The organism is Streptomyces sp. NPDC001480 (assembly GCF_042894725.1).
Lineage (GTDB): Bacteria > Actinomycetota > Actinomycetes > Streptomycetales > Streptomycetaceae > Streptomyces.
On sequence record NZ_JBIAVX010000007.1, the window covers coordinates 430,203 to 454,732 of the forward strand.

Here is a 24,530-nt window from a genome sequence, read left to right on the forward strand (position 1 = left end):
AAACCTTCCATATGCTGATCAACAATTCCATGTGGGTTCAGCCATTCCATACCGGGCCGGACCGCACCGGACGGGCGGGCCGGGCCAGGCCCAGGTGCTCCCGGAGCGTGCTGCCCGGATAGAAGGTCCGGAACAGGCCGCGGTGCTGGAGCAGCGCCACCGTGCCGTTGACGAGCCGCTCCAGGTCACGGCGCGGCTCGGCCGGGGTGAGGTGGAAACCGTCGGCGACGCCGTCCGCGTGCCAGGCGGCGATCAGCTCCGCGAGGTCGACGGGGCCGCCCCGGTACAGCGGACCCCGCACGGTCTGCCGGGGGCCGCCCCCGCCGTGGCCCGGCTCGGCCGCGTGCTCGCCGTCGCCGAGGTCGACGATCAGACCGGCCAGGACCCGGAGGCTGCCCGGGGCCCGCCCGGACTCGGCGGCCGAGGCCCGCAGCCGGTCGCGTACGGCCGCGACCTGCCTGGGGTCGGCGGCGCGGACCAGGACGACGTCGGCGTGCCGGGCCGCGGCCGGCAGGGCGGGCCCCTCGGTGGCGTCGACCACCCTGACGGGGTGGCCCTGCGGCGACCCGGGCACGCCGTCCCACAACCATGCGGCCGCCTCGGCCACTTCGCCCTCGCCGGCCGGGACGTCGATCCGCCAGCCCGCCCGGCCGCGGCTGACCCGGTCGAGGGCGGTGACGGCGTCCCGCACGTGGAAGGGCTCGGTGTGCGTGGTCGCGACGGTCGGGACCAGGCCGATCCGGTGGGTCGCGGGCGCCACCCGGGACAGCACGTCGAACGCGTCCGGGCCGGGGCGGGCGTCCGGGCCGGGGCGGGCGAAGGTGTCGTCGAGGGTGACGAAGTCGAGCCCGCCGGTCTCGGCGAGCCGGGCCAGCTCCACATGGGAACCGGCGTCGTCCGTCGACGGCAGGTCGACGGCGGCGGCCAGGTGCAGCAGCGCCCGGCCGTGCGATGAGCTCATGGGCGGAACCCTTTCTAGGGAACCCTGAAGTGTGTGGGGCGGCCCTGGATCAGAGGACTTTGGAGAGGAACGCCCGTGTCCGCTCGTGCCGCGGCCGGTCGAGTACGTCGGCGGGTGTGCCCTGCTCGACGATCCGGCCGCCGTCCATGAAGACGACGGTGTCGGCGACCTCGCGGGCGAAGCCGATCTCGTGCGTGACGACGATCATCGTGGTGCCCCGGCCGGCCAGGTCCTTGATGACGTCGAGGACCTCGCCGACCAGTTCGGGGTCGAGCGCGGAGGTCGGTTCGTCGAAGAGCAACAGCTTCGGCTCCAGGGCGAGCGCGCGGGCGATGGCCACCCGCTGCTGCTGACCGCCCGACAGCTGCTTGGGATAGGAGTCGGCCCTGTCGGCCAGTCCCACCCGGGCGAGCAGCCGGCGGGCCTGCTCCACCGCCTGCCCGCGGGGCCGCCGCAACACGGAGACCGGCGCCTCGATGACGTTCTCCAGCACGGTGAGATGGGGGAAGAGGTTGAAGTTCTGGAAGACGAAGCCGATCCGGGTGCGCTGCCTGAGGACCTCGCGCTCGGGCAGCTCGTGCAGCTTGTCCCCGGACCGCCGGTAGCCGATCAGGGCGCCGTCCACGCTGATCGTGCCCCGGTCCACCTTCTCCAGGTGGTTGATGGTGCGCAGCAGCGTCGACTTGCCGGATCCGGAGGGGCCGAGGACGACGGTGACCTCGCCGGCGCGCACCCGCAGGTCGATGCCCTTGAGGACTTCGAGCGAGCCGAAGCTCTTGTGGACGGACCTGATGTCGACCATGTCGGCCGTGTCGACCGTCTCGCTCATCGAGTGAACCCCTTGCTGGAGGAAGTGTGGTGGGGCCGCGTCACGCGGCGGCGGAACGGGTCAGGTCCCGCAGGAGGGCCAGCGCGGCCCGGGCGGTGGCGTCGTTCTGCCGGAAGGCGGGCCCGCCGGTGCGCGGCCGGGTGAAGGCGCCGGGGGTACGGCCGTCGGTGTAGGGGCCGAGGGCGAAGCGCCGGGGGTGCGGCCGGCCGTCCCGGTCGAGGATCCGCCCGTCGCCGGGGTCCACCCGGAGCAGCCCGTCGGGGGTCTCGGCGGCCCCGTCGGCGTGCAGTTCGCGCAGCAGGGTGTCGCGGGCCCGGCCGACGGTGGGCTCGGGCAGCCGTGCCTCGACCAGCGCCCGTGCCTCGACCGAGAAGCCGGGCACGGTGGGGCTCGACGCCCGGAACACCCCGTCCTCGGCGGCGACGGTGAGATCCGCGCCGGTGAACCGGAGCAGCCCGGCCCGGGACAGGGCGAGCATCTGCCGCAGCCGGGGTCCGGGCGGCCCTGAGGCGAGGTAGCTGAAGAAGCCGTGCCACCAGGGGCCGAGGGAGCCGAGCCGGATCAGCTGGCCGTAGACGGACAGCAGCCCGAGGAAGACCCCCAGGTCGGCGCTGTGCCGGGCGTCGTGCCGCCGGGTCAGGTCGCCATCGATGTACTCCCGCAGCCCGTCCTGGAACTCCTCGTGCGAGCCGTACCGCACCCCGTCCAGCGGACGGTCGAGCGCGGCGAGGTCCAGCCGGTCGCCGGGGTCCGGTACGGCGGAGGCGACGAGGGCCTCGATGTCGGCGGCGTCCCCGGCGGCGTACTTCTCCTCGAAGTCCCGCCAGGCGACGGTCGTCCGCTCGGGGTGGGCGGTGAACAGCCGGTGGTAGTGGGCGAAGCCGAGTTCCTTCTCGACCAGCGGCCACACGTCCCGGCGGAAGTCGAAGCCCTTCGGCCGCGCGCGCAGTTCCCCGACCTCGGCGGGCCCGAAGAAGCGGGGCAGCGGGGGGCGTTCACCGGTCCAGTCGTAGCCGATCTTCGAGTGGTACGGAACTCCGCGCCGCGAGCCGACGTACAGGACCGGCTCGCGGCCCGAGGGGAGGTAGGCGTCCCCTTCGTACCGCCCGCCGCGTCCCTCCGTGAGCAGCACCATCAGGTCGACGAAGGCGAGCCCGAAACCCCGGACGAGGACGGGTTCGCCGGGCTTCAGCGCCGTGAGGTCGCTGTCGGCGGTGTAGTCGGGCGGGAGGTGCACCAGGCCGTGCTCACGGGCGTACGCCGCCAGATGGGCCTGTTCCGCGTCGGGTTCGGCGTCGAGGTGGCCGACGGCGAGGACGACGAGATCGGCGAGGAGCGGGCGCGGGCGGCCTTCCAGCCACACCTGCTGGCGGCCCTCGGGCGGGCCGCTGACGCGCAGGGCGCGCCGGGGGTGGTGGTGGACGGTGACGCCCCGCGGCAGGTCGGCCACCGCCCGGTCGTACACCCAGCGCAGGTAGTCGCCCTGGATCCGGCGGTCCGCGAAGGTGCGTCCGTCCAGGCCCGCCCACTCGTGGAGGGTGGGGCCCTCGCGCACCGGCCCGGCCATCTCCACCGTCTCGTCGGTGAACATGGTGACGTCCTCGGCGTGCGAGTTCATCCACAGCAGCGGGGACTGCGCCGCCCGCCAGATGCGTCCGGCGCCCGGCGGATGCGGGTCGACGAGGTGGATGTCGAGGCCCGTGCCGGCGTACAGCTCGGGTGCGTTGGCGGCGATGCGTTCCAGGAGACCGGTCCCCCGCGGCCCGGCCCCGACGATCACCAGTGCCGGTCTGGAGGCGCTCATCGGGTGCGCTCCGATCCGCGCGCGTAGTGCTTCTCCAGATGGTGCTGGCCGACGCCGAGCACCGAGGTGACGATGGTGTACCAGATCGTGGCGACCATCAGCAGCGGGATGACCTGGTAGGTGCGGTGGTAGATCAACTGCGCCGAGAACAGCAGGTCGTTGACGGCGATGACGCTGACGATGGAGGTGCCCTTGAGGGTGCCGATCAGCATGTTCCCGGCGGGCGGCACGATGGAGCGCATGGCCTGCGGCAGCACGATCCGCCACCAGCGGCGCCGGCGGCTCAGGCCGAGCGCCTGGGCGGCCTCGATCTGGCCGCGGTCGACGGAGAGGATGCCGCCGCGCACCACTTCGGCGGCGTACGCGGCCTCGTGCAGGGTGAGCCCGATGATCGCGACGGCGACCGGGCTGAGCAGGTCGACGGTCCGCACCCCGAGGATGTGCGGGTACAGCGCCCCGATGTTGAACCACAGCAGCAGCTGCACCAGGATCGGGATCGACCGGAACAGCCACACGTACCCCCAACTCACCGCGCGCAGGACGGGGTTGGCGGAGAGCCGGAACGCGGCGAGCAGGGTGCCCAGGGCGAAGCCGAGGACCATCACCACCGCGGTCAGCCACAGCGTGAGCCACAGGCCGCGCAGGACGGAGTCGGAGGTGAAGTACGCGGCGACGACGTCCCACTGGAACGCCTCGTTGCGCAGGACCGAGTTGACCGCAAGGCCGAGCAGGGCGAGGACGACGGCGGCGGCCGTCCACTGGCCGAGCCGCCGCTGCGGAACGATCCGCGGGGTGTCGGCCTGCTCCGGTATGTCCGGCGCGGCGGGGACTTTGGCGAGGGTGTCGGAAGACATGGGAAGGCTCCGTGACGCAGCTGGAACACGGGTGGGTGCCTTCACACGGGCGCGCCGCGCGGCGCGCTACGGCCGAGCCCCTCAGCAGGGCCGTGCGTCGACTGTACGGGGCCGTTTCCCCTCACTGTCAAGGCTGTCCATGATGTGAGCGGTACGTCTCAAGTCGGTTGACGGGAAACCGGATGCCTGTTCCACTTGGCCCATGCATCCGCAGCAGTGGCTGGTCACCCGCTCCCACATCGACTTCGGTCGCGTGTGGTCCTGTTCCTGTTGAGCCGACCCCGCTGCGCGCCCTGATCCCCTGATCCGGTCGGGCGCCTTCCGCGTTTCCTGCTTTTTTTGCTCTTCGCCTTCACACGCGCACCCCTCCCCTCGCGCCCCCGCTTGCCTTCCGCTTCCAGGAGACAGCACACGATGCACAGGTCCACGCGTACCCGTAAACGCTATTTCGCTCCTTTTGCCCTGATCACTTCGGCGACACTGCTCCTCACGGCATGCGGCTCCGGTTCGGGCGGCTCCACCGACGCGGTGGGCGCGGCGGCCGAGGCCGACAAGGTCCCCACCACGGATGTCGTCTCCGGCATCGGCGAGGACGCTTCGGCCGCCCGGCTGCTGCCCTCGGGGACGAGGAACCTGACCGTCGCCATCAGCGTCGGCGGCACCCCGCCCGGCACCACCTACCTGGCCGACGGCAAGACCCTGACCGGCCAGGACGTCGACTTCACCAAGGCCGTGGCGAAGGTACTCGGCATCAAGCTCAAGGTGGAGCAGGCGAGTTTCGAGGCCATCCTGCCCGCCCTGGACAGCGGCAAGTACGACTTCGGCGCCAGCAACTTCGGCGTCACCGACGAACGCCGCAAGACCATCGACTTCGTCACCTACATCAACGACGGCCAGGGCTTCGCCACCCGCAAGGACAGCGAACTGTCGAAGGTCACCGACCTCAGACAGCTGTGCGGCCTGAACGTCGCCACCGGCGCCGGCACGACCTTCGAGGCGACGCTGGAGGACAACAAGAAGGTCTGCGCCGAGGCGGGCAAGAAGCCGTACGACGTGCAGACCTACGCCGAGTCCAGCGCCATCTGGTCCTCCCTCCAGCAAGGGCGCAGCGACGTCGTGATGTCCACCATCAACGGCCTGCGCTACGCCGTCGCCCACCAGCAGGGACTGAAGTTCCTCAACGAGTACCACCGGCTCGACGTGGGCTTCGCCTTCAAGAAGGGCACGAAGCTGGCACCGGCCTTCCAGGCCGCGGTGAACAAGCTCATCGCGGACGGCACGTACGGGAAGATCCTCAAGAAGTGGGGTACTACGGGTTCGGCGATCGACAAGTCGCGGATCTCCCCGCCGGAGCTGAAGAACTGACGCACCGACGAACCGGAACCGGCCTCACAGCCCGCAGTCGCAGCACGAGCAGCACTCGCAGCACTCGCAGCACTGGCAGGCGTCGCAGCAGTCGCCGCAGTCGCAGTCGCTACAGCAGCCCTCGCGCTTCTTGCGCGACCAGGGGCCCTCGTACTCGTCGGCGCAGCACATCTTGCAGGTGCAGCACAGGCCGATGGCGGCGGCGCAGCCCGCCCAGAATCCCCGCTTCTCCGGTCGCGGCGGCTCGCCGCCGAAGGGGTTGCCGTGGGGGTCTTGCGGCGCCTTGGGCGCGTGCGGGCCCGGGGGCGGTCCGAAGGAGGCTTCGGGTGCGTGCCCGCAGGACCGGGTGTCGAACGCCCGGTCCACCGAGCGGCGCAGTTCGTGCACGAGCAGCAGGTGCGCCAGCTTGCCGTCGTCGAACTCGGCCTCGCGCAGGGCGAGCCGGATGCCATGAGTTGCGTCGTCGGCGAGCCGGCGGGCCTCGGTGAGCGAGGTGCCGGTCGCGGTGAGCGGGTTCCAGGCACCGGACGCGCTGTCGGCGTCGCGGTCCTCCACGGCGTCCAGGAGGTGGGCCAGCCGGCCGAAGAGCCGGCCGGCCTCGGCGAGCGGTTCGGCGTTGCCCGGCCGCCCGGCCAGCACGGCGGTGTGCGCGAAGGCGGCGGCGGTCGCCGTCTCGGTGGGCTCGGTGACGGCCAGGATCGGCGTTCCCGGGCCCGCGAGGGACTCGATGCCGAGCTGCCGGTCCACGGCGTCGACGAGTACGGCGGTGTCGAACCCGATGTCCGCGCCGGTACGGGCACCCGCGCGTCCCCAGTTGACGGCGACCCGGCGCGCGGCGAGCGCGACCGGCCGCCGGGCCAGCAGTCCGTCGCCGTCGGCGACATGGTCGCGCACCTTGGCCGAGGCCAGCACCAGGGAGACGGCCGCCGCGAGCCGGGCGCCCTCACCCCGGGCCACGGAGGCGGTGCGCATCCCGCGCAGCGGACACGGCCCGGCGGTACGCCGCAGTCGGCCGTCCCGCCGCGCCTGAGCCTCCGTCAGAACCGATATGAGAAGCCCGTCATAGTTGGTCACTATGCGTGCGAATTGCCCGTGGTCCCCGCGCAACGCGAGGCACAACCCGCACAAATGGGCCAGCCACTCCGTCTTGAGGCTCTCCCCGAGACGGTGACTACAGGGCCTGACGATTCCGAACACGATGTTCCCCCCGTGATGTGATGCGACGTTGAGCTGCGGCATCGTATCGACCGACAGTCGGTTCGGAGGAGCCGCCGCGCTCACCCGTACGCACCACGCATCACCCGTCCGCCGGTGACAATAATATTTCACTCTCAGTCAGCAGCCGTGTAGAGCAGGACCCTTGGGGCACACGGGCTCTCGACGGATTCGCTGTGCACCAGTACCGTCACAAACCCCCCGCGCGGCGTCTATCCACTTGGCGCGCCGTCCGCATCATGGATGACCATAGGGACGCGGAAGCAACGAAGACCGCTGTGAGAGGAGGCGTCCATGGGATCGGTACGCAAGGCGAGTGCGTGGCTCGGCCTCGTCGACGACAACGATGACGAGCGTTACTACGACGACGACTACTCCGAGGGGAGCGAGCCCGGGGATGCCTGGGTCACCGACCCCCGGGTGAAGGTGGCGACCGACGTCGCCGAGGAGAGAGGCCGCAGGATCGGCACGGTGACCCCGGACAGCTTCCGGGACGCACGGGCCATCGGCGAGCTGTTCCGGGAGGGGGTACCGGTCATCATGAACCTCACGGCCATGGAGCCCGCCGACGCCAAGCGCGTCGTCGACTTCGCGGCCGGGCTCATCTTCGGCCTGCGCGGCTCCATCGACCGCGTCTCCAACCGGGTGTTCCTGCTGACGCCCGCGGACACCGAGATCGTCAGCGGGGAGGCCAGGTCCCACCACTCGGACGGCTTCTTCAACCAGAGCTGAGGCAGGGCCGCTCACCGGCCCTGCCCCGCTCCCGGGGTCAGCGGAAGGCGTCGAGCCCGGTGAGCGCCTTGCCCAGCACGAGCTGGTGCATCTCGACGGTGCCCTCGTAGGTGAGCACCGACTCGAGGTTGGTCGCGTGCCGCATCACGGGATATTCGAGCGAGATCCCGTTGGCACCGAGGATCGTCCGCGCCGTCCGGCAGATGTCGATGGCCTCGCGGACGTTGTTGAGCTTGCCGAAGCTGACCTGCTCGGGACGCAGGCGGCCGGCGTCCATGCGCCGCCCCAGGTGGTGGGCGAGCAGAATCCCCTTGTGCAGTTCGAGCGCCATGTCGGCGAGCTTGGCCTGGGTGAGCTGGAAGCCCCCGATGGGCCGGCCGAACTGCTCCCGTGACTTCGCGTAGTCGACGGCGGCCTCGAAACAGGACCGCGCCGCGCCCATGGCGCCCCAGACGATGCCGTAGCGGGCGTGGGAGAGACAGCTGAGCGGGCCCTTGAGCCCGACGACCTCCGGCAGTACGGCGTCGCCGGGCAGCCGCACGTCGTCGAGGACGAGCTCACTGGTGACGCTGGCCCGCAGGGACCACTTGTGCTTGATCTCGGGCGCGGAGAACCCGGGACGGTCGGTGGGCACGACGAATCCGCGGATCCCGTCATCGGTCTGCGCCCACACCACGGCGACACCGGCGACGGAGCCGTTGGTGATCCACATCTTCCGGCCGTTCAGCACCCAGTCCCCGCCGTCGCGCTTGGCGTACGTCCGCATGGAGGCGGGGTCCGAGCCGTGGTCGGGCTCGGTGAGCCCGAAGCAGCCGATCACCTCGCCGGCGGCCATACGGGGCAACCACGCCTGCTTCTGCTCCTCGCTGCCGAAGCGGTGGATGGCGTACATGGCGAGCGACCCCTGCACCGAGACCAGGGACCTGATCCCCGAGTCGGCCGCCTCGAGCTCCAGGCACGCCAGTCCGTACTGCACGGCGCTCGCCCCGGCGCAGCCGTACCCGGTGAGGGACATCCCGAGCGCCCCGATCCCGCCGAGCTCCTTCGCCAGCTCCCTGATACCGGGCAGCTCACCCGTCTCGTACCACTCGGCGACATACGGCAGCACACGGTCCGCGGCCCAGTCGCGCACGGTTGCCCGTACGGCCAGGTCCTCGGGTTCCAGGAGATCGTCGATGCCGAGCGGGTCGGCCGGGTCGAACGGGGGCAACTTCGAGGACATGAACCCTCCGGTAAAACTAGCACCGCTAGTCAAGCTTTCGCCCAGACGTTACGACGCACCGCCGGTTACGTCCAGCCCTCACTCTTCCACCCACGCACCATCCGTGCGGGCCGACTGGCAGGTGGACGTCTCTCGCGGGGGGGGCTCGCCGTCGGCGACTGCGGCGATGGGCGCGGCTCCGACGCGAGCGGCTGCCTGTGGGCTGCCCGCACCCATCGCGGGAAGCCGCCGACGGCGGGAAACTCCCACGAGAAACGTCCACCTCCCAGTTGACCCGCACGGGTGGTGCGTGGGTGGGAGACCCCCCCGCCGAAGCCGAGCGCAGCGGTCAGGCAGACACGCGCGACCTCTCGGGCTCGCGGGGCGCGGGCACCTCCACCTCGCCGCCCTCGCACTGCATCACCCGAGGCAACCGCAACGCCATCACCGCCCCGAGCAGCAAAAACGCCGCGCTCACCAGCAAGGTCACGTGCAGCCCGTGCACGAAGGATTCCCGGGCCGCCCTCCGCAGCGCACTCCCCGCACCCCCGCCCAGCTGCGCGGCAACCTCGTACGCCTCCCCCAGCGAATGCCCCGCCGAGGCCGCCGCCGGCGCCGGCACGCCCGGTACGGACGTCAGCCCGGGCGCGTACGCCGCGTTCATCACACTGCCGAGCAGCGCGATCCCGATGCCGGCCCCGAGCTGGTAGGAGGTCTCCCCGATCGCCGCGGCCCCGCCGGCCTGCTCGGCCGACGCCTCGCTCAGCATCGACTCGTACGCCCCGAACAGCGTCGTCTCCAGCCCGAAGCCCAGGAGCACGAAGCCGGCCAGCAGCAGCAAGGTGTTGTCCCGCGCGCCCATCCCGGTCAGCGTCAGCACGGCCGCCGCCGTCAGGCAGAAGCCGAAGCACACCATCCGCCGCGGCCCGAACCGCCGCAGCATCCGGGCCCCCGCCAGCCCGGCCGCCATCGCCGCGACGGTCAGCGGCAGCAGCCTCAGACCGGTCGCGAGCGGCGACAGCCCCAGCACCAGCTGGAGGTACTGCGCCGCGATCAGTTCCAGCCCCACCAGCGCGAGCATCGCCAGCACGATGCACCCGACCGCCGTACTGAACGCCGGCCGCGCGAACATCCGCAGGTCCACCAGCGGATACGGCCGCCGCCGCTGACGCCGTACGAAGAGGAACAGCAGCCCCGCGCCCACCACCAGCGGCGCCACCGTGAACACGCCGGCCACCGGCTCGCCGCCCCCGAGCCGCTTCACCCCCAGCACCACCCCGAACAGCCCGGCGGCCGCCATCAGCGCGCCGACCACGTCCCAGGGACCGTTGCGCTCACCCGTCGACTCGGGCAGCAGCAGCCGCCCGACCGGCAGGCTGACCAGCATCAGGGGGATGTTCACCAGGAACACCGACCCCCACCAGAAGTGCTCGAGCAGGAAACCGCCGAGCAGCGGCCCCACCGCCGCCCCCACCGCGGCCACCGCGCTCCAGATGCCGATCGCCAGCGCCCGCTCCCGCCGGTCGGGGAAGACCTGGCGGAGGATGGACAGCGTGGCGGGCATGATCATGGCTCCGCCCACGCCGAGCAGTGCCCGGGCGAGGATCAGCACCTGCGCGCTCGGCGCGACGGCCGCGACGGCGGAGGCGACACCGAACAGCGCGTACCCGAGCAGCAGGACCCGCCGGCGGCCCACCCGGTCGCCGAGCGTGCCGAAGAGGATCAGCAGCGAGGCGCAGACGAGCGGGTAGACGTCGACGATCCACAGCAGTTCGATGGCGCCGGGCCTGAGGTCCTCGGTGACGGCGGGCACCGCCACGTGCAGCACGGTCGCGTCGAGGGCGACCAGGAGCAGGCTGACGCACAGGACGACGAGGACGACCCAGCGGTTGGCACCGGCCCCGGCCGCCCGACGGCGCAGCGCTGACGCGGCCGTGGTCGTCCCGGACAACATGTACGTACCTCCCAGAAGTTCCTCGGGTCCGGCGGGCTCACGGGGTGGGGACGTCCCGCGGCTTCGGCCGGAGGAGCGGTGGGATCTCCGGCCCGCGCATACGAACGCGAGTGACACGTCAGCGTACGCGAGTTCGCTCCGCATACACGTGGCGGACCTCTCACCCTCACCGCGGAAACATGTGGCGTACACCACTTCTCCTTCCCCTGACCACGCCCCGGTGAGAGGGCCGGTTCCGCGCCCGGCCGATAATCGGGCCCGTGACCGACCTTGCAACGCGCGTGGCACCACCCCGCGTCACCCTCCTGCGCCGGGCGGCCCCGGCCCTCCTCGGGTACGCCGCCGTCCGTGCCCTGGGCCTGCTCGTCCTGGTGGCATGGAGCGCGGCGCGCGGCAAGAGCGCTCACACGCTGCTCACCGCCCGCTGGGACGCCCTCTGGTACACCCGGGTGGCCGAGCTGGGCTACGGCTACGAGGTGCGGCTGCCGAACGGCGACGTCCACTCCAACCTGGCCTTCTTTCCGCTGCTGCCCTGGCTGGAGCGGCTGCTGCACGCGCTGACCCCGCTGTCGTACGCCGACGCCGGCTTCGTCGTCAGCCTGCTCGCCTCGTTCGCCGCGGCCTGGGGGATCTTCGCGGTGGCGGACCACGGGTACGGCCGGCGGGCAGGGGCCTCGGCGGTGCTGCTGTGGGCGGTGCTGCCGGTCGGGATCGTGCAGTCGATGGCGTACAGCGAGTCGCTGTTCACCGCGCTCGCGGCCTGGTCGCTGTACGCCGTGCTGACCGGCCGGTGGGTGACCGCGGGCGCGCTGGCGGCGCTGGCCGGGCTGACCCGGCCGGTGGGGCTCGCGGTGGTCGCCGCGGTGTGGACGGCCGGGGTGGTCTCGTTCGTGCGGGATCGGAGCGCGGCCGCCGCGCACGGCGCGCGGGGCGCGGAGGGCGCTCCTGACGCACCGTGGGGCGCAGCCGTCACACCGCACTCCCCTCACCCCACCACCGGCGCACCTGCCGGGTCGCGCGCCCTCGGCATGCTCCTCGCCCCCCTCGGCGCCGCCGCCTACGTCCTCTGGGTCGGCCGTCGCACCGGCAAGGGGCCGCTCGGCTATCTGGACGTACAGGCCGGCTGGCGGAACGGCTTCGACGGCGGATATGCCTTCGGCCGCTTCGTGGCCGACAAGTTCACGTCATTTCCATCGGCCCTCGCCGGGGTCGGACTGATCATCGGTGTCGGCCTGGTGATCTGGCTGTACCTGATCGGCGTACGGCAGCGTCAACCGCTGCCGCTGCTGGTGTACACGGGTGTCGTCGTCGCGCTCGCCCTGTGCGCGTCGAGCTACTTCGGCTCCAAGCCGCGTCTGTTGCTGCCGGCCTTTCCGCTGCTGCTGCCCCTGGCGACGACCCTCGCCCGGACGCGTACGCCCCGATCCGCGCTGGTCATCGGCCTGTTGGCGGTGGCCGCCGCGGTCTACGGGGCGTTCTGGCTGAACGGTTCCGGTCCCCCATGATCGTTCCGGTCCGCCCGATGAGCACCCGGAGAATTCCACCCCATCACCCGGTGAACGAATTCATAAGCGCCATATAAGTAACACCGGGCGTGATCAAAGGAATTGCGGGAGGCACTCGGGGAGGATTGTCGAATCCTCGTAATTGACAGCCCTCCTGAGAGGTTTCCCACATCACATCGTCATCACAAAGCCACTGATTGGACCGGCTTGAGAGCTCACCCGCTGTAACGTCGATTGGGTGCGTACCGAACGAAACCTCACCCGTCGTCTGGACCGGGTGTTCGCCAGGCTGGACCGTGAGCCGGAACGGCCGGCCCACATCGATGTGCCGAGGATGAGCCGGCACCGGGTCGTCCTGTTCTCGGCGACCCTGGCCTTCTACCTGGCGATCGTGTGGGCCGTGGTGACCACCTCCTGGCTGGTCCGACTCGACTGGCAGGTCATGTTCTTCCGGCCGTACCAGCAGTGGTCGGGCATCCACTGGTTCGTCGACTACTACGTGGTGCTCGGTCAGCGCGGCCCCACCGCCGTGATGGTCGCGGCCTGGCTGGGCTGGCGCTCCTGGCGGCAGCACACGCTCCGCCCGCTGATGACCCTCGGGGCCTCACTGCTGCTGCTGAACATCACGGTCGGCGCCGCCAAGCTCGGCATGGGCCGTCTCGGACCGCACTACGCCACGATCATCGGCTCGAACGAGATGGGTCTGGGCGGCGATATATTCCCCAGCGGCCACACCGCCAACGCGGTGGTGACATGGGGCATTCTGGCGTATCTGGCCTCCACCCCGAGGGCCCGCCGCTGGCTGTCCGCGATCTCGGCCGTGACCTCGCTCGGCGTCGGGATGGCCACCGTCTACCTCGGTACGCACTGGCTGAGCGACGTGCTGCTGGGCTGGGCCGCGGGGCTGCTGATCCTGCTGGCGCTGCCGTGGTGCGAGCCGACGATCGCCCGGGCCGAGACCGCCCTGTTCGACCTGCGCGACCGCTGGCGCGCCCGCCGCGGCCGTACCGCGCCCGCGCCCGCGCCGATCCCGGTCACCCCGGTGGCGCTCAAGCCGCTCACCGCGCCCGCCGAGCGGACGGCCCCGGCCCGCGAGCCGGTCTCCTCGGCCCACTCGCCCCGGACCCCGGTCCACCGGACGCCGAGTCCGCACGCCGGCCGTTCGGAGCGCCCCCCGGTCACCCCGGCGGGCAACCGCCGTCCGCCGCACCCGGAGCGCGTCCCGCGCGGCGCGGCCCCGACGGCCCGCCCCGTCACGGGCGGCTGACCACCGACGAGGCAGCGGGGCCGGTACGCACAGCCATCCCCGCCCCTGCCGAGGCGAAGGCCCTGGTTCCTGTCCGCAGGAACCAGGGCCTTCGCCTTGCCGCTCGTGGGTGCGGAGCGGTTCTCAGCCCTTCCAGGCGCGAGCCACCCGGCCGTCGCGCACCTCGAAGTTCAGCCGTCCCGTCCGGTACTCCATCGTGATGATCGCGCCCGGCGGCAGCGACCGCACCGTCGACCACCCCCTCTCGCGCGCGAGTCGCTCGGCGCTCGCCGCGTCGAGGCCGACGTAGCCTTCCGGACTGTCCTGGGGCTCCGCTGACGGAGTGGGAATCGGTGCCATACGGCCACGCTAGCCGCGCGTCCCTTCTCCGTCACACTTCTGTCACAGGACCACGACGCCCGATTCGGCCGAACTCCGTCACACGAACGGGGGTTTCCGTACCGCTTGCCGGGGTAATCGAACGGAATTCCCGCGCGCCGGCCCGGTGTGCCGAATAGCCCGGCGGAGACCGGTGGAAAGTGCCGTTCCATTCCGAATCCATGTCCTGCCGCGCATGCTGACATCGCATAAGAAATTCACTGATCCGGCACAGATCCGCCGGGCAGAGGAACCTCTCCCAGAGCCCGTGAGAGCCGGTCGCGGGCCGATCTGATGGCCTCGGTGAGGCCCGCGGGCTCCAGCACCTCGAAGTCGAAGCCGAGCATCATCACGTGCACCACCATCACGTCCAGGTTCGCGGCGCCGGCGCGCAGGACGCAGGTGTCCGCCCCGTCGGGCTCCAGCGTCCCGGCGGACGGCGAGATCCGCGCGGCGGCCTCCGCCAGGGGCACCAGCAGCCGGACGGCGGCGTGCGAGGCGTACGCGCGCGTGGAGACCCCGCGGGAGACGTAGGCGGCGAGATCCTCGGCGGGCGGCTCGCGCGGGGTGAAGCGCGGGCCGTGCGGCGGCCTGGGCGTGACGCGGTCGACGCGGAAGGTCCGCCAGCCGGCGCGGTCGAGGTCCCAGGCGACCAGGTACCAGCGGCGCTCGGTGCACACCAGGCGGTGCGGTTCTACGGTGCGGCGGCCGGGGGTGCCGTCGTGGGCGAGGTAGTCGAAGCGCAGCCGCTCGGCGTCCCGGCACAGGTTGGCCAGTTCCGTCAGGACGGCCGGGTCGACGGCGGAGGGCTGCGGTCCGCGCAGCATCGGCACGGTGAACGCGTTGAGGGCGCCCACCCGGCGGCGCAGCCGGGTCGGCAGCACCTGCTCCAGCTTGGCCAGGGCCCGCACGGAGGTCTCGCCGATGCCCTCGATGCCCTGCCCGGCGGCGGTGCGCAGCCCGACCGCCACGGCCACCGCCTCGTCGTCGTCCAGGAGCAGCGGCGGCAGTTCGGCCCCGGCGCCCAGCTGGTAGCCGCCGCCGGTGCCGGGGCTGGCGTTCACGGGGTAGCCCAGGTCGCGCAGCCGGTCCACGTCCCGGCGGATCGTGCGCGGGGTGACGCCGAGCCGTTCGGCCAGTTCGGCGCCGGACCACTCGCGGTGGGCCTGGAGCAGCGAGAGCAGGCGCAGCAGGCGCGCCGAGGTCTCCAACATGGAAGTGAGTCTGCCAGCGGATGCGGACAGCCACTGTCCTCATGAGGAGATCATGGGACAGTGGCTGGGCTCGGACCGGCGCGGCTCAGACCGCCAGGCGCTGCCCGGGCACGATCAGGTCGGGGTCACCGCCGATGACCGACTTGTTGGCGGCGTAGATCCGCTGCCAGGTGGTCCCGTGCCGCGCGGCGATCTTGCTCAGTGTGTCGCCCTCACGGACGGTGTAGTTGCCGTGCGCGGCGCTGCGGGACGAGCTGCGGTTGGTGTGCTCCGTCGAGCGCTGCGGCGCCTTGGCCGGCTTCGACGGGGCCGACGGGGCCGATTTCGTAGCGGCCGTGGTGCCGTTGGAGGCGGCCGCCGGTGCGGCGCCGGAGGCCCCGGCGCGGGCCGAGCAGACCGGCCAGGCGCCCCAGCCCTGGGCGCTCTGGACCTTGGTGGCGACGGCTATCTGCTGCTCCCTGGAGGCCTGGTCGGCGGTCGGCGCGTAGGCCGTGCCGCCGTACGCGCGCCAGGTCGAGGCGGAGAACTGGAGTCCGCCGTAGTAGCCGTTGCCGGTGTTGATGTGCCAGTTGCCGCCGCTCTCGCACTGGGCGATGCGGTCCCACACTCCGTTGTCCGCCGCGTCGGCGTCGCCGGTCGCCGCCAGCAGTCCGAGCGGGGCGAGCAGCGCCGCCCCGGCGAGGACCGCCGCTGTACGGCCCTTACGGGCGCTGTCCTTACGAGCGCTGTCCTTACGGGCGGTGCTACGGGTGGTATCGGCACACTCGGACATGTAATTCCCTCTCCACGGACCCGGGATCCCCCCGAGCGGGACGCGGTTCCGCGCATGGACGCGGTACGCACGCTCCGCCCTGTCCGCCGTGACCGGCGCCGCGATGGTGCCTGAGCGGCGCGGCCGGTGAACGTTCCCGAGCGGTGCAAGTTGCACACGGCCGAGGAATGTAAGGAGCCCGACCGGGCGGTATCAACCAACTCCGCGTTGTCGCAGGCCAGTTCGAGGTTACCGTGAGTATCGTCGATTTTCGGTCACCCACTTCATTCGCTGATTTCCTGATTTGTCGACCAGGAGTCCGAGTGATCTGTGACCCACTTCACCGAATCAAGTTCCTTGACAACGCGCCGAGTTGACGGGGAGTAGACGGTTCCGCACCGGCTGTGACCCTGTGCGGTGGATGGTTCGATTCCGTTCCCCTCGGGGCGTGACTCCCGCCACAGATCGCCCGTTGTCTTCTTCATGAGCCCGGAACCCCCCGGAACTCATGGGCCGGGAGCCACCCGGTCGCCCCAGCACCGCATCCCGAGGGAGCCACCCGTGCCGCGCATGCTCGACGTCAGCGACGCCGTACGCGCCGAGATCGGCGACGAAGAAGCCGACCGGCTGCTCGCCGGAGAGAACGCCCCGGGCAGTTACGACTGCACGTCCTGCCGCACCCCGGGCGACTCCGAGCAGGAGCGCACCAGCACCGTTCTGTTCGTCGGGGACGAGACCGCCGTCCTCGCCTTCGCCCACGCCAGCTGCCTGCCCTCACAGGTCGTCCAGGTCACCGAGGAGCAGTTGCAGGGCGCCGTCCGCTCCATCAGCGGCGAGGCGCACGCCTCCGGCGGCCGGCCGGAGCAGGCCGTGCCCGAGCAGGCCGTGCTCGGGGTGACCAGCGGACTGGTGCTGATCGCCGGGGAGTTGCACCCGGCGCTCGTCGTGGAGCCGACCGCGCCGATCGTGCGCCCGGGCACCACGGGAGCCGGGGACGATTTCCTGCCCCTGCTGATCGAGCAGGGGTTCATGCCGGTGACCGAGCTCGTCGCCGTGCCGCCGGTGCTGCACGGGTGGTCGGTGCTGCTGGCGGTCGGTCAGCTGCACGCGGTTCTCCAGCCGGGCACGAACGGCGGTCAGCCGGTGGCCTGGTGGCAGGCGCACCAGCCGCTCCAGGTCACGGACGGGTGGCGGGCCGCCGCCAACAAGCACCAGCAGGTGCTGATGTTCGCGGCACCGGTCGGTTCCATCGGACGCCAGCCGCGGGAGGACCTGCTGCGGGACGCGCTGGACAAGGCGGCCGCCAACGGCAAGCTGGTCGCGGCCGCGCTGCCGCTCGCGGGCACCTGACGGCGCCGCCGTACCCCTAATGCCACCCTCCCGAGCCGCATCCCCGGAGGGCCGGGTTCGTTTGGACATACGTGCACGCATACGACGTTCCGTCCCGCCGCCCGTCCTTCTCCCCCATTCCGTCCGCCAGGTCGGGGCAGGAGGCGCCCGGCAGGCCATCGGCCACGCCGATCTACGACGCGCTCTACGCGGAGTGGGTGAGGACCTTCCGGACGCTGCCGGGCGACCGGAGCGGGGAGGAGGAGTTCGGGTTCACCGCCTTCGGGAACGCCCCGCACGGCACCGGCACGGGTTCGTACGGCTCGAACTCGTACAGCGCGTACAGCGCGGGCGCCTACAGTGCCCGGCACGGCACCGGGCAGCACCAGCCGTCCTGGCAGCGGATCGGGACGCTCGGGCGGCAGCACGACACCGGGATGCACCACGTCCCGGCGGCGCTCCCCCCGGGCCCGCGCCGGGGAGCCTGACGTACGAACGGCGAGAGGGCGGCCCCTGACCGAGTCAGGGACCGCCCTCTCGCCGCGTTCGGTCACTTCTTCTTCGCGCCGCGCTTCTCGCGCACCCGCACCGAGATGTGGATCGGCGTGCCCTCGAAGCCGAACTCCTCGCGCAGCCGCCGCTCGATGAAGCGCCGGTAGCCCGCCTCGATGAAGCCGGAGGCGAAGAGGACGAACCGCGGCGGCTTGGTGCCGGCCTGGGTGCCGAAGAGGATGCGCGGCTGCTTGCCGCCCCGGATCGGGTGCGGGTGGGCCGAGACCAGCTCGCCGAGGAAGGCGTTGAGGCGGCCGGTCGGCACCCGGGTCTCCCAGCCGGCCAGGGCCGTCTCGATCGCCGGGACCAGCTTCTCCATGTGCCGTCCGGTGCGCGCCGAGACGTTCACCCGCGGCGCCCAGGCGACCTGGCCGAGCTCGGTCTCGATCTCCCGCTCGAGGTAGTAGCGGCGCTCCTCGTCGAGGGTGTCCCACTTGTTGAAGGCGAGGACCACCGCACGGCCCGCCTCCACCGCCATGGTGACGATGCGCTGGTCCTGCACCGAGATGTTCTCGGACGCGTCGATCAGGATGACCGCGAGCTCGGCCTTCTCGACGGCGGCCGCGGTGCGCAGGGAGGCGTAGTAGTCGGCGCCCTGCTGGAGGTGGACGCGCTTGCGGATGCCGGCCGTGTCGACGAACTTCCAGGTCACGCCACCCAGTTCGATCAGCTCGTCGACCGGGTCACGGGTGGTGCCCGCGAGTTCGTTGACGACGACGCGCTCCTCGCCCGCGACCTTGTTGAGCAGCGAGGACTTGCCGACGTTCGGGCGGCCGATCAGCGCGATGCGGCGCGGGCCGCCGACTGCGGTGCCGAAGGACTGCTCGGGCGCCTCGGGCAGCGCCTCCAGGACGGCGTCCAGCATGTCGCCGGTGCCGCGGCCGTGCAGGGCCGAGACGGGGTGGGGCTCGCCGAGGCCGAGGGACCACAGGTAGGCCGCGTCGGCCTCGCCGCTCGGGCCGTCGACCTTGTTGGCGCACAGCACCACGGGCTTGCCGGCCTTGCGCAGCAGCCGGACGACCGCCTCGTCGGTGTCGGTCGCGCCCACCTTGGCGTCCACGACGAAGACGACCGCGTCGGCCGCCTCGATCGCGTACTCGGCCTGGGCGGCGACGGAGGCGTCGATGCCGAGGACGTCCTGCTCCCAGCCGCCGGTGTCGACGACCTTGAAGCGGCGGCCCGCCCACTCGGCCTCGTAGGTGACCCGGTCACGGGTGACACCCGGCTTGTCCTCGACGACGGCCTCGCGGCGGCCGATGATCCGGTTCACGAGAGTCGACTTGCCGACATTGGGGCGGCCGACGACCGCGAGCACGGGCAGCGGGCCGTGGCCGGCCGCCTCGATGGCGCCCTCGACGTCCTCGAGGTCGAAGCCCTCCTCCGCGGCGAGCTCCATGAACTCCGCGTACTCGGCGTCGCCGAGCGCCCCGTGCTCGTACTCGTGCTCGGCCGAGCCGTCGGGCTGGATGTGGTCGTTCATGGAGTCCGTACCTCGTCGTTCATTCGTGGTGATCGGTGGATCGCCCGGGTTGTCCCGACTGATCCACTACTCAGTGTGGCCTAGCGCCCGGTGAGGCGCCTGGCGTTTTCCAGGTGTGCGGTGAGCTGCTTCTGGATGCGTTCGGTCGCCTCGTCCAGCGCCTTGCGGGTACGCCGCCCGCTGCCGTCGCCCGCCTCGAACGGGTCGCCGAAGACGACGTCGACGCGGGAGCGCAGCGGAGGCAGCCCCTTTACCAACCGACTCGACCTCTCGGAACTTCCCAGCACGGCGACCGGCGCGATCGGCGCCCCGCTGCGTACCGCGAAGTACGCCAGCCCGGCGCGCAGCGAGGCGAAGTCGCCCTCACCCCGGGTGCCCTCCGGGAAGATGCCCAGTACTCCCCCTTGCTCCAGCACGCCGAGCGCCTGGGTGATGGCCGTGCGGTCGGTGGTGTGACGGTCCACCTTCAGCTGGCCGATGCCCCGCAGGAACGGGTCGAGCGGGCCGACGAACGCCTCCTTCTTGATCAGGAAGTGCGTCGGCCGGGGCGCCACGCCCATGACCATCGGGCCGTCGATGTTGTGGGAGTGGTTGACGGCGAAGATCAGCGGGCCGGTCGCGGGCACCTTCCAGGCGCCGAGCACGCGCGGCTTGAACAGCCCGTACATCAGGCCGACGCCGATGCGCCGCCCGACCTCGGCGCCCTTCTCGGAGGGAACGGACAGCTGGGTCACTTCCCGGCCCGCTTCTCCTCGACGAGCGTGACGACGCACTCGATGACCTGCGCGAGGGTGAGCTCGGTGGTGTCCACCTCGACCGCGTCGTCCGCCTTGGCGAGCGGCGAGGTCTTGCGGCTGGAGTCGGCCGCGTCCCGCTTGATCAGCGCCTCCCGGGTGGCGTGGACGTCCGCGCCCTTCAGCTCGCCGCTGCGGCGGGCGGCACGGGCCTCCGGGGAGGCCGTGAGGAAGATCTTCAGGTCGGCGTCCGGCAGCACGGTCGTGCCGATGTCCCGGCCCTCGACGACGATGCCGGTCTCCGCGGAGGCGGCCAGCGTGCGCTGGAGCTCGGTGATCCGGGCCCGCACCTCGGGCACCGCGCTGACCGCGCTGACCTTGGAGGTGACCTCCTGGGTGCGGATCGGGCCGGCCACGTCGACGCCGTCGACCGTGATGGTCGGGCCGGACGGGTCCGTGCCGGAGATGATCTCCGGCTTCCCGGCGACGGCCGCGATCGCGGTCGGGTCCTCCAGGTCGATGCCGTTGCTCACCATCCACCAGGTGATCGCCCGGTACTGGGCACCGGTGTCCAGGTAGCTCAGGCCGAGCTGCGCGGCCACGGCCTTCGACGTGCTCGACTTGCCCGTGCCGGAGGGACCGTCGATCGCGACGATCACGGGCTTGGCGGTCGGGGCGCCGTTTTCCACGGGGGACACCTTCCTGGTGCGGTGCGGGGAGCGGGGTGCGGGGAGCGAGAGCGCCCTGCACAAGGTTACTGGGTGCGGGTCACTCGTCTGGACGCGCGCACGCCCTGGACGCGCGCACGCCCGCCGCCCGCCTACTGCCGCAGGGCCCACCCTCGCTCGCGCAGCGCGGCCGTCAGCACCGGCACCGCCTTCGGCTCGACCATCAGCTGGACCAGGCCGGCCTGCTGCCCGGTGGCGTGCTCGATCCGTACGTCCTCGATGTTGACCCCGGCCCGGCCGGCGTCCGCGAAGATGCGGGCCAGCTGACCGGGCTGGTCGTCGATCAGCACGGCGACGGTCTCGTACACCCGCGGAGCGGAACCGTGCTTGCCGGGCACCCGCACCTGCCCCGCGTTGCCGCGCCGCAGCACGTCCTCGATCCCGGCGGTGCCCTCGTGCCGTTTGGCCTCGTCGGAGGACTGGAGGGCGCGCAGGGCCTGCACCGTCTCCTCCAGGTCGGTGGCGACGTCGGTGAGCAGGTCGGCGACCGGGCCGGGGTTCGCGGACAGGATGTCGATCCACATCCCGGGCTCCGAGGCGGCGATCCGGGTCACGTCCCGGATGCCCTGCCCGCACAGCCGTACGGCCGCCTCCTCGGCGTGCTGGAGGCGGGCCGCGACCATGCTGGAGACCAGGTGGGGCATGTGGGACACCAGCGCCACCGCCCGGTCGTGGGCGTCGGCGTCCATCACCACCGGCACCGCCCGGCAGTGCGAGACCAGCTCCAGCGCGAGGTTCAGCACCTCGGTGTCCGTGTCCCGGGTGGGCGTCAGCACCCAGGGGCGGCCCTCGAACAGGTCACCGCTCGCGGCCAGCGGGCCGGACTTCTCCCGGCCCGACATGGGGTGCGTGCCGATGTACGAGGAGAGGTCGAGGCCGAGGGCCTCCAGTTCGCGGCGCGGGCCGCCCTTGACGCTGGCCACGTCGACGTAGCCGCGGGCCACGCCCCGGCGCACGGCGTCGGCGAGGACGGCCGCGACATGCGCGGGCGGGGCGGCGACGATCGCGAGGTCCACGGGACCGGACGGTGCCTCGTCGGTGCCGGCGCCCAGCGCGGCGGCCGTACGGGCCTGCTCGGGGTCGTGGTCGGCGAGGTGGACGACGACGCCCCGCTGGGAGAGGGCGAGCGCGGCGGACGTGCCGATCAGCCCGGTGCCGATGACGAGTGCGGTCCTCACTGGGCGATGTCCTTGCGCAGGGCGGCCGCGGCACCGAGGTAGACGTGGGCGATGTCGGCGCGGGGCCGGTCCGACTCGATGTGCGCGAGGACACGGACCACACGGGGCATGGCGCCCTCGATGTCCAGCTCCTGGGCGCAGATCAGCGGCACGTCGACGATGCCGAGCTTGCGGGCGGCGGCCGCCGGGAAGTCGCTGTGCAGGTCGGGGGTGGCCGTGAACCAGATGCTGATCAGGTCGTCGGCGGTCAGCCCGTTCCGCTCCAGGACGGCGGTGAGCAGGGCTCCGACCTGCTCGTCCATGTGTCCGGCCTCGTCCCTCTCCAGCTGGACGGCCCCCCGGACCGCTCGTACCGCCACGGCGCTGCTCCTTGCTGACGTGCGTTTCGGTTCCTGATCCGTCCAGCGTAGTCAGCCCGCACCGACCGGGCGTCCGACGCCCGCCCGCTGAGACGCGCGAAACGCCTGATATGTGTCAGTCTGTTCGGGGTTGCTTGTTCTTCGGTGCCTTCGATGTCCGCACGTTCGGAGTGACGACATGATCCACAGCTCGGCACGGCGCACCTTCCTCGTAACGGGCGCGGCTGCGCTTGCCACGGGATACGTGGCATGCGGCAACAACAGCTCCTCGACCCCCGTGCGCACCTCCGGCGGACAGGACCTGGGAGCGACCGGTGACATCCCGGTCGGCGGCGGGAAGGTCTTCGCGGACCGGAAGGTCGTGGTCACCCAGCCGAAGGAGGGCGAGTTCAAGGCCTTCTCGGCGATCTGCACGCACATGGGCTGCACGGTGAACAAGGTCGCGAACGGCACCATCGACTGCCCCTGCCACGGCAGCAAGTACCACATCGCCGACGGTGCGGTGGCCCACGGCCCGGCCCAGAGGCCGCTGCCCCCGAAGAAGATCACGGTGAACGGAAAATCCATCCGCCTGACCTGAGGATCCGCGTACGCTCCCGGCCATGCACCCCGAGGACCTGGCACGCGACCACACGATCTACTCCTGCGTGATGGGGTCGCGCGCCTTCGGGCTGGCCACGGACGGCAGCGACACCGACCGCAGGGGTGTCTTCGTCGCCCCCACTCCCCTGTTCTGGCGCTTCGAGAAGCCGCCGACGCATGTGGACGGGCCGGGCGAGGAGCGGTTCAGCTGGGAGCTGGAGCGTTTCTGCGAGCTGGCGCTGCGCGCGAACCCGAACGTCCTGGAGTGCCTGCACTCGCCGTTGGTGGAGCACATCGACGACACCGGCCGCGAACTGCTGTCGCTGCGCGGGGCGTTCCTCTCCCGCCGGGTCCACGACTCGTTCACCCGGTACGCCCTGGGCCAGCGCAGGAAGCTCGAGGTGGACGTCCGCACCCACGGCGCCCCGCGCTGGAAGCACGCGATGCATCTGCTGCGGCTGCTGATGAGCGTCGGCGACCTGCTGCGCACGGGCGAGCTGACGATCGACGTCGGCGACCGGCGCGAGGCGCTGCTGGCGGTGAAGCGGGGCGAGGTCTCCTGGCCGGAGGTCGAGGCCTGGATGGCACGCCTCGGGGCGGAGACGGACGAGTGGTCGCACCGCACCCCGCTGCCGGCCGAGCCGGACCGCCGCCGGGTGGAGGACTTCCTGTTCCGTACCCGCCGCGCCTCAGCCGGCCAGGACTGACACGGCCTGGGCCTCGTCGAGCACCACGTGCAGCCTCTCCACGTCAACGGCCACGCGCGCGTGCCGAGCCGGGCCCGCCGGGCGAGGACTTCCTGATCCTCACCCGCCGCGCCTCAGCCGGCCAGGCGGACCCGGACGACGAAGTCGTGCAGGGCGTCGTACGCGGTGGGCGCGTCGGGCAGGACTGACGCGGCCTGGGCCTCGTCGAGCACCACGTGCAGCCTCTCCACGTCGGCGGCCACGCGCGCGTGGTCCACCTCGGCGCTGCCGTGCTCCCGCTCCGCCTTCGCCGCGATCAGCTCACGCAGGTAGGGGGGCGCGTCCGAGCCGGTGTCCAGGTCGAGGAGGGTCGGCAGATGGGCCTGGACCTCGGCACCGCGCATCAGGTGGATGCCGGTGAGCAGGACCCGGAAGGTGTACAGCAGCGGCTTGAGCTCGCCGGTCTTCTCGAACAGCCGCCACTGCGTCGCCGCGAACCCCCGGTAGTGGTGGGCGTGATGGCTCGTCAGCACGCCGAGCGCGAGCGCGGCCAGCTCCTGGTGCGCGTCGGTGGTGTGCGCGACCAGGGGTGAGAGGAGCTGCTCCAGCACATAGCCGTTGCGGCGCAGCATCAGCCGTACGAACTTGCGCAGATCGTGCGTGACGAGGTCCATCTCCACGCCGTACCGCACCCAGATCCGGGACCGGGTCTCCTCCGGCTCCCGCAGCCCCACCAGATCGGCCGCGGGCAGCAGGTGGACGCCTCGCAGGTCCAGGTCGGAGTCCTGCGAGGGGAAGCCGTACAGGTGCGCGCCGGAGACGGTGGCGAACAGCAGGGGGTCGGGCTGCTCGGCTATGACGGGCGTCAGGTCCAGGTCGAGATCGTCGATCAT

The 24,530-nt window shown here is 71.8% G+C and carries 24 protein-coding genes; 8 read left to right on the top strand and 16 right to left on the bottom strand.

The window, feature by feature from the left end; genetic code table 11:
- Positions 1–37: 37 nt before the first annotated feature.
- From ACFY01_RS20120 to ACFY01_RS20135, 4 genes are read right to left on the bottom strand one after another with little or no spacing between them, the layout of a single operon-like run.
- Entirely contained in the window at positions 38–961 is a 924-nt protein-coding gene (locus ACFY01_RS20120; protein ID WP_390737055.1) for an LLM class flavin-dependent oxidoreductase, read from the bottom strand.
- A gap of 49 nt (positions 962–1,010) precedes the next feature.
- The gene (locus tag ACFY01_RS20125; RefSeq protein WP_390737056.1) at positions 1,011–1,790 is read right to left on the bottom strand and encodes an amino acid ABC transporter ATP-binding protein; all 780 of its coding nucleotides are present in this window, start codon (positions 1,788–1,790) and stop codon (positions 1,011–1,013) included.
- A gap of 40 nt (positions 1,791–1,830) precedes the next feature.
- On the bottom strand, positions 1,831–3,594 hold the full coding sequence (locus ACFY01_RS20130) for an FAD/NAD(P)-binding protein (RefSeq protein WP_390737057.1): 1,764 nt from the start codon (positions 3,592–3,594) through the stop codon (positions 1,831–1,833).
- Positions 3,591–4,448, bottom strand: coding sequence for an amino acid ABC transporter permease (locus ACFY01_RS20135; RefSeq protein WP_390737058.1), 858 nt, complete (start codon positions 4,446–4,448; stop codon positions 3,591–3,593). The genes ACFY01_RS20130 and ACFY01_RS20135 overlap by 4 nt, the downstream gene beginning before the upstream one ends.
- Before the next feature lie 414 nt (positions 4,449–4,862).
- Here ACFY01_RS20135 and ACFY01_RS20140 point away from each other — a divergent pair, with 414 nt between their 5' ends.
- Positions 4,863–5,813, top strand: coding sequence for an ABC transporter substrate-binding protein (locus ACFY01_RS20140; RefSeq protein ID WP_390737059.1), 951 nt, complete (start codon positions 4,863–4,865; stop codon positions 5,811–5,813).
- Positions 5,814–5,837: 24 nt separating this feature from the next.
- Here the strand turns inward: ACFY01_RS20140 and ACFY01_RS20145 are convergent, their stop codons facing one another.
- Positions 5,838–7,010, bottom strand: coding sequence for a DUF5685 family protein (locus ACFY01_RS20145; protein WP_390737111.1), 1,173 nt, complete (start codon positions 7,008–7,010; stop codon positions 5,838–5,840).
- A 312-nt stretch (positions 7,011–7,322) separates the two neighbouring features.
- Here ACFY01_RS20145 and ACFY01_RS20150 point away from each other — a divergent pair, with 312 nt between their 5' ends.
- The gene (locus ACFY01_RS20150) at positions 7,323–7,760 is read left to right on the top strand and encodes a cell division protein SepF (protein ID WP_390737060.1); all 438 of its coding nucleotides are present in this window, start codon (positions 7,323–7,325) and stop codon (positions 7,758–7,760) included.
- A 37-nt stretch (positions 7,761–7,797) separates the two neighbouring features.
- Here ACFY01_RS20150 and ACFY01_RS20155 read toward each other — a convergent pair whose 3' ends face one another.
- Both ACFY01_RS20155 and ACFY01_RS20160 read right to left on the bottom strand, forming a co-directional pair.
- Complete coding sequence (locus tag ACFY01_RS20155; protein WP_390737061.1) at positions 7,798–8,982, bottom strand: acyl-CoA dehydrogenase family protein; 1,185 nt, start codon at positions 8,980–8,982, stop codon at positions 7,798–7,800.
- Between the two features lie 328 nt (positions 8,983–9,310).
- Positions 9,311–10,912, bottom strand: coding sequence for an MFS transporter (locus ACFY01_RS20160; protein ID WP_390737112.1), 1,602 nt, complete (start codon positions 10,910–10,912; stop codon positions 9,311–9,313).
- A gap of 263 nt (positions 10,913–11,175) precedes the next feature.
- Here ACFY01_RS20160 and ACFY01_RS20165 point away from each other — a divergent pair, with 263 nt between their 5' ends.
- Together ACFY01_RS20165 and ACFY01_RS20170 are read left to right on the top strand one after the other, a co-directional pair.
- Complete coding sequence (locus tag ACFY01_RS20165) at positions 11,176–12,420, top strand: mannosyltransferase family protein (protein ID WP_390737062.1); 1,245 nt, start codon at positions 11,176–11,178, stop codon at positions 12,418–12,420.
- Positions 12,421–12,658: 238 nt separating this feature from the next.
- Entirely contained in the window at positions 12,659–13,687 is a 1,029-nt protein-coding gene (locus tag ACFY01_RS20170; RefSeq protein ID WP_390737063.1) for a phosphatase PAP2 family protein, read from the top strand.
- A gap of 123 nt (positions 13,688–13,810) precedes the next feature.
- Here ACFY01_RS20170 and ACFY01_RS20175 read toward each other — a convergent pair whose 3' ends face one another.
- From ACFY01_RS20175 to ACFY01_RS20185, 3 genes are all read right to left on the bottom strand, one after another.
- A complete protein-coding gene (locus ACFY01_RS20175; protein WP_390737064.1) occupies positions 13,811–14,026 on the bottom strand; it encodes an I78 family peptidase inhibitor in 216 nt (71 codons plus the stop codon).
- Between the two features lie 236 nt (positions 14,027–14,262).
- Positions 14,263–15,258 (bottom strand): helix-turn-helix transcriptional regulator, encoded by a 996-nt coding sequence (locus ACFY01_RS20180; RefSeq protein ID WP_390737065.1) that lies wholly within the window; start codon positions 15,256–15,258, stop codon positions 14,263–14,265.
- Positions 15,259–15,343: 85 nt separating this feature from the next.
- Positions 15,344–16,030, bottom strand: coding sequence for a transglycosylase family protein (locus ACFY01_RS20185; protein WP_390737066.1), 687 nt, complete (start codon positions 16,028–16,030; stop codon positions 15,344–15,346).
- A gap of 540 nt (positions 16,031–16,570) precedes the next feature.
- On the opposite strand from ACFY01_RS20185, the gene ACFY01_RS20190 reads away from it, so the two are divergent.
- Together ACFY01_RS20190 and ACFY01_RS20195 are read left to right on the top strand one after the other, a co-directional pair.
- The gene (locus ACFY01_RS20190) at positions 16,571–17,359 is read left to right on the top strand and encodes a hypothetical protein (protein WP_390737067.1); all 789 of its coding nucleotides are present in this window, start codon (positions 16,571–16,573) and stop codon (positions 17,357–17,359) included.
- Positions 17,360–17,430: 71 nt separating this feature from the next.
- Positions 17,431–17,826: a hypothetical protein gene (locus ACFY01_RS20195; protein ID WP_390737068.1), complete on the top strand. Its 396-nt coding sequence runs from the start codon at positions 17,431–17,433 to the stop codon at positions 17,824–17,826.
- 62 nt (positions 17,827–17,888) lie between these two features.
- On the opposite strand, the gene der is transcribed toward ACFY01_RS20195, so the two are convergent.
- From der to aroH, 5 genes are all read right to left on the bottom strand, one after another.
- On the bottom strand, positions 17,889–19,370 hold the full coding sequence (gene der / locus ACFY01_RS20200) for a ribosome biogenesis GTPase Der (protein ID WP_390737069.1): 1,482 nt from the start codon (positions 19,368–19,370) through the stop codon (positions 17,889–17,891).
- Between the two features lie 80 nt (positions 19,371–19,450).
- Positions 19,451–20,038: a lysophospholipid acyltransferase family protein gene (locus tag ACFY01_RS20205; protein ID WP_390737113.1), complete on the bottom strand. Its 588-nt coding sequence runs from the start codon at positions 20,036–20,038 to the stop codon at positions 19,451–19,453.
- 62 nt (positions 20,039–20,100) lie between these two features.
- Positions 20,101–20,793 carry a (d)CMP kinase gene (gene cmk, locus ACFY01_RS20210; protein WP_390737070.1) on the bottom strand — a complete coding sequence of 231 codons (693 nt, stop codon included), beginning with the start codon at positions 20,791–20,793 and terminating at the stop codon, positions 20,101–20,103.
- A gap of 131 nt (positions 20,794–20,924) precedes the next feature.
- Complete coding sequence (locus ACFY01_RS20215) at positions 20,925–22,010, bottom strand: prephenate dehydrogenase (protein ID WP_390737071.1); 1,086 nt, start codon at positions 22,008–22,010, stop codon at positions 20,925–20,927.
- Positions 22,007–22,369 (bottom strand): chorismate mutase, encoded by a 363-nt coding sequence (gene aroH / locus ACFY01_RS20220; RefSeq protein WP_361440361.1) that lies wholly within the window; start codon positions 22,367–22,369, stop codon positions 22,007–22,009. The genes ACFY01_RS20215 and aroH overlap by 4 nt, the downstream gene beginning before the upstream one ends.
- A 178-nt stretch (positions 22,370–22,547) precedes the next feature.
- On the opposite strand from aroH, the gene ACFY01_RS20225 reads away from it, so the two are divergent.
- Together ACFY01_RS20225 and ACFY01_RS20230 are read left to right on the top strand one after the other, a co-directional pair.
- Positions 22,548–22,949: a Rieske (2Fe-2S) protein gene (locus ACFY01_RS20225; RefSeq protein WP_390737072.1), complete on the top strand. Its 402-nt coding sequence runs from the start codon at positions 22,548–22,550 to the stop codon at positions 22,947–22,949.
- 22 nt (positions 22,950–22,971) lie between these two features.
- On the top strand, positions 22,972–23,658 hold the full coding sequence (locus tag ACFY01_RS20230; protein WP_390737073.1) for a DNA polymerase beta superfamily protein: 687 nt from the start codon (positions 22,972–22,974) through the stop codon (positions 23,656–23,658).
- A gap of 113 nt (positions 23,659–23,771) precedes the next feature.
- Here the strand turns inward: ACFY01_RS20230 and ACFY01_RS20235 are convergent, their stop codons facing one another.
- Entirely contained in the window at positions 23,772–24,530 is a 759-nt protein-coding gene (locus ACFY01_RS20235) for a DNA polymerase beta superfamily protein (protein WP_390737074.1), read from the bottom strand.

Excerpts from the sequence above, each read along its gene's own strand:
- ACFY01_RS20120 (WP_390737055.1), bottom strand. The coding sequence starts at position 961 with ATGAGCTCATCGCACGGCCGGGCGCTGCTGCACCTGGCCGCCGCCGTC.
- ACFY01_RS20125 (WP_390737056.1), bottom strand. The coding sequence starts at position 1,790 with ATGAGCGAGACGGTCGACACGGCCGACATGGTCGACATCAGGTCCGTC.
- ACFY01_RS20130 (WP_390737057.1), bottom strand. The coding sequence starts at position 3,594 with ATGAGCGCCTCCAGACCGGCACTGGTGATCGTCGGGGCCGGGCCGCGG.
- ACFY01_RS20135 (WP_390737058.1), bottom strand. The coding sequence starts at position 4,448 with ATGTCTTCCGACACCCTCGCCAAAGTCCCCGCCGCGCCGGACATACCG.
- ACFY01_RS20140 (WP_390737059.1), top strand. The coding sequence starts at position 4,863 with ATGCACAGGTCCACGCGTACCCGTAAACGCTATTTCGCTCCTTTTGCC.
- ACFY01_RS20150 (WP_390737060.1), top strand. The coding sequence starts at position 7,323 with ATGGGATCGGTACGCAAGGCGAGTGCGTGGCTCGGCCTCGTCGACGAC.
- ACFY01_RS20155 (WP_390737061.1), bottom strand. The coding sequence starts at position 8,982 with ATGTCCTCGAAGTTGCCCCCGTTCGACCCGGCCGACCCGCTCGGCATC.
- ACFY01_RS20175 (WP_390737064.1), bottom strand. The coding sequence starts at position 14,026 with ATGGCACCGATTCCCACTCCGTCAGCGGAGCCCCAGGACAGTCCGGAA.
- ACFY01_RS20180 (WP_390737065.1), bottom strand. The coding sequence starts at position 15,258 with ATGTTGGAGACCTCGGCGCGCCTGCTGCGCCTGCTCTCGCTGCTCCAG.
- ACFY01_RS20185 (WP_390737066.1), bottom strand. The coding sequence starts at position 16,030 with ATGTCCGAGTGTGCCGATACCACCCGTAGCACCGCCCGTAAGGACAGC.
- der (WP_390737069.1), bottom strand. The coding sequence starts at position 19,370 with ATGAACGACCACATCCAGCCCGACGGCTCGGCCGAGCACGAGTACGAG.
- ACFY01_RS20205 (WP_390737113.1), bottom strand. The coding sequence starts at position 20,038 with ATGTACGGGCTGTTCAAGCCGCGCGTGCTCGGCGCCTGGAAGGTGCCC.
- ACFY01_RS20225 (WP_390737072.1), top strand. The coding sequence starts at position 22,548 with ATGATCCACAGCTCGGCACGGCGCACCTTCCTCGTAACGGGCGCGGCT.
- ACFY01_RS20230 (WP_390737073.1), top strand. The coding sequence starts at position 22,972 with ATGCACCCCGAGGACCTGGCACGCGACCACACGATCTACTCCTGCGTG.
- ACFY01_RS20235 (WP_390737074.1), bottom strand. The coding sequence starts at position 24,530 with ATGATCGACGATCTCGACCTGGACCTGACGCCCGTCATAGCCGAGCAG.